Origin of the sequence: Roseibium sp. (assembly GCF_965233565.1) — a bacterium.
Taxonomy (GTDB): Bacteria; Pseudomonadota; Alphaproteobacteria; order Rhizobiales; family Stappiaceae; genus Roseibium.
Genome location: NZ_OZ247494.1, coordinates 2,195,432 through 2,207,991, shown reverse-complemented (window position 1 = coordinate 2,207,991; position 12,560 = coordinate 2,195,432). Strand labels below are relative to the sequence as shown.

Genomic DNA, 12,560 nt, shown 5'->3' with positions numbered 1-12,560 from the left:
ATGTTACTGATCGGCTATGGCAATCCGGGACGCGGAGACGACGGACTTGGCCCGGCCTTTTCCGAAAGCATGGCGTCCAGATCTCTGACGGGTCTGGACGTCGATACCGATTACCAGCTTGTCGCCGAACATGCGCTTGCGATCTCCGGCCACGATCTGGTGATCTTTGCAGACGCGGAGATTGGTGGCGCCAAGGCCTATTCCTTCCGGGAGATCAGTCCCGGGGCGCCGGAAGTGCTCGGCAGTCACAGCCTTGTTCCGGAAACGGTGCTGGCGCTGTGCGAGACCCTCTACGGGGCGCGGCCGAAGGCCTATGTGCTGGGCATTTCCGGTTACGAATATGGCGACGTTAAAGAGGGGCTTTCAAAAAAGGCGTCCGCGAACCTGGCCGATGCGGAGGTCTTTTTTCTGGGCTGGCTGAAGCAACAGGCAGCTTCGAAACTCGTTCTTCCAACCTGACACGACGGTCCCGTTAGCCGCCTTTCACCTTCAGCTTGCCGCTGTCCCTGGCATCGTCGTTTTCGTTGGTCCAGGTTATGCGCAGGTCAAGGCGGGACTGGTCGTCCTCGACGGTGGCTGTGACCCGCAAGGTCATCAGGCCCTTTGGTTCCAGCACGATTTCGCCGGTGTCGTCGCCAAATTCCAGTTCGCCCTTGGTGATGCCGCGTTTGACGGCGTCGAGCATTTTCTGGATCGATTTCTTGTCCTGCAGAGACTGGTGCCGGAAGCGGCCCTTGCGTTCCATCATTGCGACAATCCGTGTTGCTGTAGGATCTCAACCGGGTTGAACAGCTTGGCATGCGGGTAGTCCCGGCTGATGCCGATAATGTTGCCGTTCGGATAGATGATCGTGGCTCCCGTGCCGATACCTTCCAGACCTTCGGAACTTCTGGAATGCCGGTCAAGCGTGATGTCCGCTTCCAGGTGCAACAGACCATGCTTCGACTTCAGTTGCTGGCCGCTGTGCTGGTTGACATGACCGTGGACCAGCAGCTTGATCCCCGCAAGATGCAGGTCCTCAACACCGGTCTCCGTCAACGGATGATCGACATCCCGGTACTTGGTGCGCATCAGGTTCGCGACCGTGCCGGAATAGAAAACGAAGGGGTCCTTTCGGCTTTCCTTCCTGAAACGCCGGTTGATATGGGCAACGCCCTTTCGGGAGATTTGCGCGGCCATCTGGTCGTCAACGCCCGCATGGACGAAGAGCAGTGAACCGCTTTGATGGGCGGCTTTCAGCTGCTTGAAGAACCAGGCATATCGGCCGGCTGGGTCGACGAAGAGCTCCCGGCATTTCAGCGCGGCGGCATAAAGCTCTCTGAGGGTGAGGCCGACTTCCGCGGCATGATCGGCGAACCTGTTGGTCTTTTTCTTCAGCCGTGCCATCTCCTTCTTGATGGCGGCGTCCTTCATGTAGACCGAAGCGGCTTTGGGAAACTGCTTCGTCCATTTCTTTCCGGGGATCATCAGGTCGCGGCAGGCTTTTTCGTTCGGCAGACCGGCAAGGTCCTTTTCACGGTCGACATGGCGATCGAACACTTCCTTCAACAGCGGCATGACCTTCTTGCCCATGCGCACGAACATATGGGCGTTGAGTGAACCCCGTTTCACGGTCAATGCTTCCAGGCCGAGATAAAGCCGAAGATCGTGATTGCCGGCCAGAAGAACAACATCGGCACCGGACTTGATCAAAAAGGCCAGACTGTCGAGCAGGTCCAGATTGCTCGGTCCCTTGTCGAGGCAATCGCCGCCGATGATGAACTGGCAGCTGCGGCCAAAGGCCGTGAGATCAAAGTCGGTCAGTCCCGGTCCGTTGCGCCTGATCGCACGGGCCGCCACCAGAGACCGCAGCAGGCTTTCGGCATCCGCGTGCAGATCGGACACGAATACGACGGGCCTCGCTGGCCAGTCCCAGGGCCCGAGATCGTTGACTTTTGACAGGCTGTCGACAAGCTCCGGTCCCAGCGTGCTGGCGCAGGGTCTCTGCGTCTCCCGGTCCAGTGGCCATGGCACCAGGCTTTCCGGCAGATCAAGCTCGTGACCAGTGGCGCAGGTCATCGGCGGCAACAACGGGCTCAGGGACTTGGTGTTCATCATGGCGATCTGTCGCTCCAGTCAGTCCGTCGCGGTTTCCAGGACATGGCGCTGTTTCCAGGCGCCAAGGTGATGGGTCCAGCCAGTGGCGGCATTGAATTTCAGGATCACGGGTTTGGCGTGGTGCATGCTGAACCTGCGAATGTCGTCAAAGGCCAGCACGCCCAGGAGATGCGCCGCATGGCGGAATGCCGCACCGTGGCCGACAAAGATCTGTGCAGTGCCGGACATTTTTACTTCGCGGCGTTCCATGGAGGTTTTCAGGAAGGCGGCGACACGATCACCTGCTTCCAGAAGGCTTTCTGCCCCCTGTGCCGGCAACCGGTAATGACTGTTCGATTTCCAGTCCTCCGGTGGCAGCTGGTGACGGGGATCCTCCATCAGGATCTGTTCGATTTCCGGAATGGTCAGGTTTGCAAACGCCCCGACACTGCGTTCGGCCAGGGCGGCCTGCTCGAGAACGGAAAAATCCTCGTTGATCGCTTCCGACAGGCTCTGGCACAGGAGCTGGGCGGTTTGCCAGGCGCGTTGCTGAAGAGAGCAATAGACGGTCCTCGACAGCTGCCAGCCATGTTCGGCCGCCAGTCCGGCCAGTTCCTTGCCAACAGCCAGCGCCTGCGCCTTGCCGCCATCCGTCAGCGGAAACGGCTGCAGGGCGCTCGGCGTGCCGGGCTTTTGATGGTAGGCCCCGTGTCTGACAAGAATGGCAAATCGGTCGGTCATGTCATCTGTCCCAGGAGGTCCGCGCCCGCGTCGAACAGGGCGTCAAAATCGATCTGGCCGGTGACCTCCCAGACCTGCACGCCGTTGAGAACGTTCAGATAGGAAGCCGTGTCCATCTCCGACCGGTCCGTCCAGAAGATCCCGTCAGGCGCCTGGTAGAACGGGCCCGGGCTTTTCATGATGGCGGACAGGAGATCCGGTCTGGCCTTGAGTTCGACCTTTGTGACCTTGGTCGGGGCTGCGCTGTCGCGCGACCAGTTCAGCACCCAGAAGTCGGTCAGGTGGGCGTCGTGGGAGATCCGGCCGGGACCGTAGATATCGTCGATGAAAAGGTCGTATTTCTCTTCCAGGTGCCAGAGTTCATCCGGCTCCATGTTGCGCAGTTCTTCCTCGCGTTCCTCGTCGATAATGCCGGCAAGGCGGGCATTGTTCACGATGGTGCCCGGGTTGATGCGTGGCAGTTTGGGAATTCCGATTGCCCCCGTTTCAGTGCCTTTTCGGCGGACCAGCAGGCGGTCATTGGTGACATATTGTGTGCCGGCAATTTCCATCAGGCGCAGCATGGTCGTCGACTTGCCGCCGCCGCTGAGGCCTGAAATAGCGAGGCCTTTGTTTGCAGTGCGAACAGCTGCTGCATGACAGGCGACCCAGTCCGCTCTCTGGAAGTGATTGAGGATCTGCGTGTTGACGAAATTGATCACCTGGTTGGGGTAGGTTTCCGTCGGGCCGAAGGCGATAGCCCAGTCCGGGGTTTGCAAAAACTGGACGCCAGTCCGGACTTTCAGGACGAGGCGGCCGTTTTCAAGATTACAGATCGCGTCCTTGCGCCCCGTCTTGCCGGGTTCCCGGGCCCAGTCGACATAGTCAACTGTGAAGGGCATTTCCGCCTCGCCGAGTACGTGGACTTTTATGTCGGGCTCTGTAGGTGCGGAAATCACGTGCTGGAAATAGCGCAGAAGCTCGGCCAGCAGCACGCCGGACATGCACCGGACCTCGACTACATAGCCGCCAACGGTCAGGAACACCGGATCGGAATTCCGGGTTTCCCGCTCCGGGCGAAGCGCGTCGACAATGTCCTGAACGCTGATCCCGGTCATGCGCGCACCTTTTCAATGACATGATCGGCGTAGAGTGTCGCGGCGTCGATCGACGCACCTTCCAAGGCCCCCTTGAAGCCGCCGAAGGCTGAAACCTCGAAGATGATCGGTCCGTTATCCGTAAGGCCGACATCGACGGTGGTGAAATCCAAATTAAAGGGCGCCTGGGCGCGCCGGGCCAGTTCGATCAACTCAGCATCGGGCTCAAACGGCTCGTATTTGCCACCGTGCAAGATGGTGGTGTTCCAGCTGTCTGTTTGAGCAACACGGGCATAGGTGCCAAGATAATTGCCGCCGAGAAACACCATGCCGAGATCCCGGCCGGAGAGGTTGACCTTCTGCTGCAGATACATGACCGGATTGCCGGCTCTGAAGGCCTCGATCTTCTGGCGCAGAGTGGCTTCGCCTTCATTGGCCGCCATCAGCGTCATGCCACGTGCCTTGGTGGAAAAGAGTGGCTTGAAGACGGCACCGCCGAAGCGCAGGACTGCGCTGAGTGCCTGTTCTGTGCTCTCGGTGACGCAGGTGGCGGGCATCGGAATACCGGCATTGGAGAGCGTGACCGTGCAGCTCAGGCGGTTTACCAGGCCGAGGATGGAATTTGTCGGGGAGAAGACCTTCACTCCGGATGCCTCGGCAACCCGCAGCATTTCCAGCCGGTCGAGTGTGGCAGGACTGTAGTCCTGGCTGATCTTCTTGATCACCAGCCCATCCAGTTGGCAGAGGTCGGTCTCACCCGCCATCAGGGCTCGGGTCTCCAGGTCAAGAGCGACGTCCGCCATGTCGACGACGCAGCGAAACCTGGTTTTCTGTTCCAGGGCGTCGGCAAGTACTTCCGTCGACCATTTGCCGGGGATGCCGATGACGCCGATTTTCAGATCAGTCAACGAAGAGTTCCTTCATCTGCAACCGGAAACGGGCTTCGTCGCCGGGAGGGCAGGCAAGCGCCTGCTCGATCAGGTAGCGCGACCGCAGCCACATGCGCCGGGCATGGGATTTGTCGAAAATGAACCGGGTGGAACTTGCAAAGGATCGGGCAAGTCCCAGCGCCAGCCGATACTCGAACGTGTTGTCGCCCTGTTTGCGGGCAAAGGCGCGCGCGGATTTATAGAAGTCCTGAGAGACAGCCATGATGCGCAGGCGGGTGTCGCGATCGAGTACCTGGAGGCGGTAGTTGGAGACCATGAAGACGGAGACGTCCTGGACATAGTCCATATAGCGTGAGCGGTGCAGGTCAATGAAATGGATCCGGTCCTCGCCCGGATCGTAGATGATGTTGTCGACGTTGAAGTCGCCATGGATATAGACCGAGAACGGGGCCGGGACCTTGGCTTCGCGGTCAGCGGCCTGCTCGATCAGCCTGTCGAGGGATGGCAATTCCGTACCTGAGAAACTGATCTTGCGGTCCTTGAACTCCGGGTGGACGCGGCGCACTTCGCCTAGCCTTTTGGCAAGCTGCTGCATGCTGTCCAGTTCCGCCGGTTCCCTGGTCCTGGTCTGCTTCCAGACATCCTTGAGTGTCCGTGTCAGACGATTGAGCGCCGTTGCGCAGACGGCGTCCTTTTCGTTGAGGACGATATGCTCAAAGGTCAGTCCGGGCAGGTGCTCGATCAAGAGGGCCGCAGACTGACTGCGTTTTTCATAAGACAGGATCTTCGGGGCGAGGCCCGGATAGATCGAATGCCAGCTCTTCACGCCCTGGCGTTCTTCCTTGACCTTGCTCTTTTCGCCATCCTTGAAGACGGCCGCGACTTCTTCGGTCTTGCGGTTCTTGATGGCGGAGATCGAGCTGCCCGAGCGGGTCTCGGCAATGGATTCAACGGTCAGATCGCCGTTCACACCGTCCAGATCGGACATGAGGCTCTGGAGCGCAAAATACCGCTCGAAATTGACGGCCTGACCGATATTGGCAGAAATCAGCGCTTCACTGATGGAGTTCAGCGAGTCGCCCATGCGTTGCATTTCGCTGGCCACCAGCAGGCTGTTGGCAATATCCGCCGGACGGATGTCCGGGTTGCGCATGTCCTTGGTGTAGGTTTTGAAGAGCTTGCGATAGTCCGTTTCGATCTTGCCCTGCAGCTGGCCGATCTGAATGGCCAACGCGCTGTCGCTGCTCGCAAAGGCCTCTTCAATCCGGCCCACCCCCTCACGGACGCGGCTGACGATTGCAGGGTAGCGCCCGGGCACAAGGGTTGAGAAGGTCTCGATACGCTCCACGTGGTGCAGGGATTGTCGGGCAAGGTTCGACAGGCGCTGCAGATCGGAGGCAATGAATTCAAGGCTGCGTAAGGTCAGGTGCTTGCGGTTGTTGTTTTTTGCCCCTGCCATGTGACGCACACAGGCCGCCAGGATGCGGGTCTTCAAATTGTGGGCATACCCAGCCCGATCCATGATCCGGCGCGCGGTCGCGGCTGTCGGCTCCTTGAAGAAGGCCTCGAGCTGGATCAGCTGTCCGTCGATCTCCGCGCACAGAAAATGGAGATTTTCCCGGATTATCTTGGGTGCGTTAGTCATTCTGGGGTCCGAGATAGACTTTGGGGACCCGCGTACAGCCAAGTGGAAACAGTTTTGTGACATAAAGCGGTCGTAGATGTGCCGCGTCTTCGGCCGTGATCCATCGGGTGGCGGTCTGGTGCGGGTCCGGATGACAGCCCAGCTTGGGCTCATAGTCTTCTGCGACCGTGCAGGAGAAGATGAAATCGAGCTGGTGCTGACGCTCCTTGCCTTCCGATTTCAGACGGAAAAGATCGGCCACGTGGAGCAGTGCTCCAACGGTAATCTCTGCTCCGATTTCCTCCAGGCACTCGCGTTTCAGCGCTTCTTCCAGGCTCTCGCCCGGCTCCTGCTTGCCGCCGGGCAGCGTGTAGTAAACCCCTTTAACTGCATGATGTTTTTCCTGCACCAGCAGCTTGTCTTCATGCAGGATGAAGGCTCTTGGCGTTGAACGGATGATCGGGCGAAAAGGGGGAGAGGAAAGGTCGCTGGAGATTGTGTTGCGTCCTTCTGTATTCCGGGCTTGCCCGGGGTTGCCCTGCTTGCCGGCTTCCTTGAATGCGCAGGCTGTGGTTCTGCCCAATGCCATGGCTGGGAGCCGTCTGGATTATAGATGAGTCGCAGACTCCCGGCTAAGTGATAAAAGCCTGTGAATTATATAGGCTTCAGGTCAAAAGGCGCCTTCTCTGCCCATCGCGGCTCGTGAAACCTGACCGGAAGAATCAGTTTCCAGCACGCGCCAAACTCATTCCGACAAGCGCGTTTTTGCGCATCTGGAGGAATGATCGTGCATTCTAAATGTGTAGCGGCTCCTTTGAGGCGGGCCGGATGGTCCTCCTCAGAACGAGACAGCGGACTGTGGAGCTGTTGAACATCAGGTTGGTTGCCACAAACTCCGTGTCTTCCCGGCCTTGAGGCGGGATCCAATCCAAATCTCGGCGTGTCGGCGCGTTGGAAAGAGGTGTGGCTGTGCTTGCGGAACTCCCTTTGCCTTATTTCGAAGGCTCTGGAACTGAGTAGGCCCCGGCTCAAGGCCGGGATGACCGCAATGAACAAGGTGAGGCAGGGCACTCCGGCAAGGCCGGGACGATTATTGCGTTGGGCAGCATTTTGGCAGGTCAGTCATGATCGCCCGTGGGCACGGTAACCCTCAAATATCCGGCCCCATGGCCCGGCCCTCGGTGGTGGGGTCGATGTCGTTGCGCAGTTTTTCAAGAGCGCGCATGCGCTCCTGGGCGCGGGCCTGGTTCTCGCGGGTGACGCCCGCAATCAGCACCTCGGCGACGGCCATCAGCGCCAGCGAGGAATCCCAAGGTGAAGGCACCGCGACGCGGGCGGGCAGGACATAGCTGGCGATCCGCCCGACCGGGGACATCCAGCTGTCGGTGACGAGGGCAACCGTCGCGCCCTGCTTGGCGGCGGCTTCGGCGAACTGGATGATCTCGGCCTGATACCGCCGGATATCGAAGACAAGCACCACATCCTTCGGGCCGATGCCGATGAGCTGGTCCAGCCAGTTGCCCTGCTGGCCGGCGACGTGATTGACGTTGGGCCTGACGATCCTGAGATGGGCTGCCATGTAGCGGGCGAGACCATCGGTGAAGCGGCCACCGATCAGGTGCACGGTCTTGCGTTCGTCTGCCAGAAGCTTGGTGAGGCCGCTGAGTTCGCCCTTGGGCAGATGGGCAAAGGTCTCGCGGACATTGTCCAGGAGCTGGCTGACATGGGGGTCGCGGTCGGGGTCGTCTCCCATGTTGGCGCTGCGGGCTAGCGGTGAATTCAGCTGACTTTCCAACTCGCTGCGCAGTTTCTTCTGAAACTCTGCAAAGCCTGGAAACCCGAGCCTTCCGATGAAGCGAAGGATGGTGGGCGAACTGACATTTGCAGCCGCTGCAAACTGGGCAACCGTGCCCAGACCCTGCATCGGATAATTGGCCATCAGGGCATGGGCCGCCTTCTTTTCCGTCGCCGTGAACTCGTCGAGACGGTCGCGAATATCATCCAAGAGTGGGCGTTCCATGGGCTCCGGCCTTTTTCTTATCGGGGCCGCTGAATTTCATTTGACAGCGGTTCCAATCTGCGTATCAAATATTACAGATCTTAGTTAAGTCGGCAATCCTGTAACAAACATTACAAACTTGGGTGCCGGTCTTTCAGGGAGTTGGGAATGGGTGCAGGTCTTCCCTCAGGAGGAATGAACCGGGCTGTCGCGGTTGAAAACGCGGAGGGCGCCGGACCGTTCGTTCTGGTTTGCGATCACGCTTCCAATTTCCTGCCACCGCCCTACGACACCAGCCTGCAGATCTCGGATGCCGACAAGATCGCCCATATTGCATGGGACCCGGGCGCGCTCGGTGTTGCGCGCGGTCTTTCGCAGGCGCTGGATGCCCCGCTGATCGCGACAACCGTTTCCCGGCTGATCATCGACTGTAACCGCGAAGAAAGCCGGGCCGACCTGATCCCGTGCCTGAGCGAGACCACCCAGATCGCCGGCAATCGGGATCTGTCTGCCGATGAAAAGGCGTTCCGGCTCAACCTGGCGCACCGGCCGTTTCACAAGGCGATCGACAAGGTTCTGAACGAGCGCAAGGACAGGGGACTGCCAAGCGCCGTTGTCTCGATCCACTCCTTCACACCGGTCTACAAGGGCAAGTCACGCCCCTGGGAAATCGGCCTGATCTCCGAAAACGATCGCCGTCTTGCCGATCCGGTGTTGTCCGATCTGGCTGCGCGCGGCGATCTGACGGTGGGCGACAATGAACCCTATTCACCGGCGGACGGGGTCTATTATACGATCCGCCGTCACGGCGAGGACCGGCAATTGCCGTGTCTGATGATCGAGATCCGCAACGACGAAGTCCGCACCCCGGATGAAGAAGCGCGCTGGACCGAGCTGCTGGCACCTGTCTTGAAGCGCGCTGCGGAAACGATAGCAGGAGGCGCCCGTGTTTAAGGTCGCCAGCCTATACATCCGTATCGTCGACGGCTTCAACCGCGGGCTCGGCAAGATCATCATGTGGGGCGTCTTCGTGATGGCCGCGATCCTGCTCTGGTCGTCGATCTCCAAGACCTTCTTCAATCCGTCGCTGTGGACGCTCGAAATCGCGCAGTTCGCGATGGTCGCCTATTATGTTCTGGGCGGGCCTTATTCGATCCAGATGGGATCGAATGTGCGCATGGATCTCTTCTATGCGGAATGGAGCGTGAAGAAGAAGGCCTGGTTCGATGCCTTCACCGTGCTCCTGCTGATCTTCTATCTCTGTGTGCTGCTTTATGGTGCGCTCAATTCCACGGCCTATTCGCTCGGCTATTTCGGCAAGGATTCGCTCAGCTTCTGGTGGGATCTCTTTGTCGCCTTCGTCACCGGCGGTCCGTCGGCGGCCAGCGAGAAGCTTGGCTTCATCGAGCGCAGTCCTACCGCCTGGCGGCCCTATCTCTGGCCCGTCAAGGTGATCATGATCATCGGTTTCTTCCTGATGCTGCTTCAGACCGTCTCTGAACTCCTGAAAGACATTGCCCGGATCAAGGGAGTGACGCTCTGATGTCCTATGAGTTGATCGCTCTTTTGATGTTCTCGTCGATGATGCTGATGCTTCTGACAGGGCAGCGCGTCTTCGGCGCGATTGGCGGCATCGCAGCCATTGCAGCCCTGGCGCTCTGGGGCACCGGTGGAGGTGACATTCCCTTCTCGGCTGCCATGAAGCTGATGAAGTGGTATCCGCTCTTGACGCTGCCGATGTTCATCTTCATGGGCTATGTGTTGTCGGAAACCAAGATTGCCGACGACCTCTACAAGATGTTCCACGTCTGGATGGGGCCGATCCATGGCGGTCTTGCCATCGGCACGATCCTGCTGATGGTCCTGATCTCGGCGATGAACGGTCTGTCGGTTGCGGGCATGGCCATCGGTGCGACCATTGCGCTGCCGGAGCTTCTCAAACGCAAGTATGACAAGCGCATGGTCACGGGGGTGATCCAGGCGGGGTCCTCCCTGGGCATTCTAGTGCCACCCTCGGTCGTCCTGGTGCTTTACGCCATGATTGCGCGTGCGCCGGTCGGTCAGCTCTGGCTTGCCGGCATCGTACCGGGCCTGATGATGGCAACGATGTTTGTCATCTATATCGCCGTGCGCTGCAAGATCCAGCCGGAACTTGGCCCGGTGCTGACGCGCGAGGAGCGCGAAGCCTCCAAGGAGGACAAATACAAGCTGCTGCTGGCCGGCATCCTGCCGATCGTGATCTTCGCTGCCATGATGGTGCCGTTCGTGATGGGCAAGACCAGCCTGGTCGAAGCTTCCGCCATCGGTGCGCTGACGGCCTTGCTGGCCGCGATATTCCGTCGCCGCATGACCTGGGACATCCTGATCCTGTGCCTGAAGAACACGCTCGGCATCTCCTGCATGTTCATGTGGATCATCCTGGCCGCGCTCGGCTTCGGTGCCGTCTTTGACGGGCTCGGCGCGGTCAAGGCGATCGAGAATCTCTTTACCGACCAGCTCGGCCTGTCGCCCTGGATGATCCTGATCCTGATGCAGCTGTCGTTCCTGGTGATGGGCACCTTCCTGGACGACACGGCGATGCTGGTGATCGTTGCGCCACTTTACGTGCCGCTGGTGGCCTCGCTCGATCTCGGCATGCCGCGCGGCGAAATCCTGATCTGGTACGGCGTGCTCTACACGATCACGACCCAGATTGCCTATATGACGCCACCCTTTGGCTACAACCTCTTCCTGATGCGGGCGATGGCGCCCAAGGACATCACCATGCGCGACATCTACGGCTCGATCACGCCGTTCGTCCTGGTGATGATGCTGGCGCTCGCGCTCGTGATGGCCTTCCCGCAAATCGCTCTCTGGCTGCCGGAGCTTGTCTACGGCAGATAGCGCGAGGAACGGGCAACAAACAACGTCCGGAGGAACGGAGTTGGACTGCGGAATATCAGAGCCGGAAAACGGCCGACCCGCGCGAACTGAAACTGGAACTTAGGGGAACTAGAGATGAAGAATAGACGTGAGTTTCTGAAAAAAGCCGGTCTCGGCACGGCAGCCGCCGCCGGTGCAACGACGCTTGCGGCCCCGGCCGTTCATGGCCAGACGCAGATCAAGTGGCGCCTGCAGACCTATGCCGGTCCGGCGCTGGCCGAACATGTCATCAAGCCGCATATCGATGCCTTCAACAAGGCCGCCAACGGCGAGATGGTGATCGAGCTCTACACGGCCGACCAGCTGGTGCCGACGGGCGAGCTGTTCCGTGCCATGCAGCAGGGCACGATCGATGCCGTGCAGTCCGATGACGATTCCATGGCGTCTCCGACCGAAGTCACCGTGTTCGGCGGCTACTTCCCGTTTGCGTCCCGCTATTCCCTCGACGTGCCGGTGCTGTTCAACCAGTACGGCCTGAAGGAAATCTGGGAAGAGGAATATGCCAAGGTCGGCGTGAAGCACATTTCCGCAGGTGCCTGGGATCCGTGCCACTTCGCCACCAAGGACCCGATCCGTTCGCTGAAAGATCTTGAAGGCAAGCGCGTCTTCACCTTCCCGACCGCCGGCCGCTTCATGAGCCAGTTCGGCGTCGTGCCCGTAACCCTGCCGTGGGAAGACATTGAAGTCGCCGTCCAGACCGGCGAACTCGACGGTATCGCCTGGTCGGGCATCACCGAGGACTACACTGTCGGCTGGGCGGATGTGACCAACTACTTCCTGACCAACAACATCTCCGGCGCCTGGGCGGGTTCCTTCTTCGCCAACCAGGAACGCTGGAACGAGCTGCCGGACCACCTGAAATCGATGCTGCAGCTGGCCATGGACGCCTCCCACTATTATCGCCAGTGGTGGTACTGGGGCGGCGAAGCCAACTTGCGTGTCAACGGCACCAAGATGGAGCTGACCTCCATTCCGGATGCAGAATGGGCAACGGTTGAAGAAGCTGCCATGGCGTTCTGGGACGAGATCGCAGCCGAAAGCCCGACCAAGGCCAAGGTGGTGGAGATCTTCAAGAAATATAACCAGGACATGCAGAAAGCAGGCCGTCCTTACCGTTACACCTGATGCAGGCCCTGGCCGCGTCGGCTTCCCGCAGGTGCGGCCACACCTACCGGTCCGGAGCAGAACCCTCCGGGCCGGGACTTTTGAGATTTGAGAACACGACCCGCCCG

At 59.6% G+C, this 12,560-nt stretch carries 13 protein-coding genes; 5 read left to right on the top strand and 8 right to left on the bottom strand.

What is annotated here, in order from left to right:
* Entirely contained in the window at positions 1 to 459 is a 459-nt protein-coding gene (locus tag ACO6TG_RS10150; protein WP_422378069.1) for a hydrogenase maturation protease, read from the top strand.
* A 13-nt stretch (positions 460 to 472) separates the two neighbouring features.
* On the opposite strand, the gene ACO6TG_RS10145 is transcribed toward ACO6TG_RS10150, so the two are convergent.
* From ACO6TG_RS10145 to ACO6TG_RS10110, 8 genes are all read right to left on the bottom strand, one after another.
* Complete coding sequence (locus ACO6TG_RS10145) at positions 473 to 748, bottom strand: amphi-Trp domain-containing protein (RefSeq protein ID WP_422378068.1); 276 nt, start codon at positions 746 to 748, stop codon at positions 473 to 475.
* Positions 745 to 2,097: a metallophosphoesterase gene (locus tag ACO6TG_RS10140; protein WP_422378067.1), complete on the bottom strand. Its 1,353-nt coding sequence runs from the start codon at positions 2,095 to 2,097 to the stop codon at positions 745 to 747. The genes ACO6TG_RS10145 and ACO6TG_RS10140 overlap by 4 nt, the downstream gene beginning before the upstream one ends.
* 18 nt (positions 2,098 to 2,115) lie before the next feature.
* Positions 2,116 to 2,817 carry a histidine phosphatase family protein gene (locus ACO6TG_RS10135; RefSeq protein WP_422378066.1) on the bottom strand — a complete coding sequence of 234 codons (702 nt, stop codon included), beginning with the start codon at positions 2,815 to 2,817 and terminating at the stop codon, positions 2,116 to 2,118.
* The gene (locus tag ACO6TG_RS10130; RefSeq protein ID WP_422378065.1) at positions 2,814 to 3,914 is read right to left on the bottom strand and encodes an HprK-related kinase B; all 1,101 of its coding nucleotides are present in this window, start codon (positions 3,912 to 3,914) and stop codon (positions 2,814 to 2,816) included. The genes ACO6TG_RS10135 and ACO6TG_RS10130 overlap by 4 nt, the downstream gene beginning before the upstream one ends.
* A complete protein-coding gene (locus ACO6TG_RS10125) occupies positions 3,911 to 4,801 on the bottom strand; it encodes a GAK system ATP-grasp enzyme (protein WP_422378064.1) in 891 nt (296 codons plus the stop codon). Before ACO6TG_RS10125 ends, ACO6TG_RS10130 begins: the two co-directional genes overlap by 4 nt.
* Positions 4,794 to 6,428 carry a phosphotransferase gene (locus ACO6TG_RS10120; RefSeq protein ID WP_422378063.1) on the bottom strand — a complete coding sequence of 545 codons (1,635 nt, stop codon included), beginning with the start codon at positions 6,426 to 6,428 and terminating at the stop codon, positions 4,794 to 4,796. Before ACO6TG_RS10120 ends, ACO6TG_RS10125 begins: the two co-directional genes overlap by 8 nt.
* Positions 6,421 to 6,996, bottom strand: coding sequence for an NUDIX domain-containing protein (locus ACO6TG_RS10115; RefSeq protein WP_422378062.1), 576 nt, complete (start codon positions 6,994 to 6,996; stop codon positions 6,421 to 6,423). Before ACO6TG_RS10115 ends, ACO6TG_RS10120 begins: the two co-directional genes overlap by 8 nt.
* Positions 6,997 to 7,557: 561 nt before the next feature.
* Positions 7,558 to 8,427, bottom strand: a complete 870-nt coding sequence (locus ACO6TG_RS10110) for a MurR/RpiR family transcriptional regulator (RefSeq protein WP_094072279.1) — start codon at positions 8,425 to 8,427, stop codon at positions 7,558 to 7,560.
* 174 nt (positions 8,428 to 8,601) lie between these two features.
* On the opposite strand from ACO6TG_RS10110, the gene ACO6TG_RS10105 reads away from it, so the two are divergent.
* The 4 genes from ACO6TG_RS10105 (at position 8,602) to ACO6TG_RS10090 (ending at position 12,453) form a co-directional block, all read left to right on the top strand.
* Positions 8,602 to 9,360: an N-formylglutamate amidohydrolase gene (locus ACO6TG_RS10105; protein WP_422378061.1), complete on the top strand. Its 759-nt coding sequence runs from the start codon at positions 8,602 to 8,604 to the stop codon at positions 9,358 to 9,360.
* Entirely contained in the window at positions 9,353 to 9,949 is a 597-nt protein-coding gene (locus ACO6TG_RS10100) for a TRAP transporter small permease subunit (protein ID WP_422378060.1), read from the top strand. Before ACO6TG_RS10105 ends, ACO6TG_RS10100 begins: the two co-directional genes overlap by 8 nt.
* Positions 9,949 to 11,289, top strand: a complete 1,341-nt coding sequence (locus ACO6TG_RS10095) for a TRAP transporter large permease (protein WP_422378059.1) — start codon at positions 9,949 to 9,951, stop codon at positions 11,287 to 11,289. The genes ACO6TG_RS10100 and ACO6TG_RS10095 overlap by 1 nt, the downstream gene beginning before the upstream one ends.
* A gap of 114 nt (positions 11,290 to 11,403) precedes the next feature.
* Positions 11,404 to 12,453 (top strand): TRAP transporter substrate-binding protein, encoded by a 1,050-nt coding sequence (locus tag ACO6TG_RS10090; RefSeq protein WP_422378058.1) that lies wholly within the window; start codon positions 11,404 to 11,406, stop codon positions 12,451 to 12,453.
* Positions 12,454 to 12,560 lie beyond the last annotated feature (107 nt).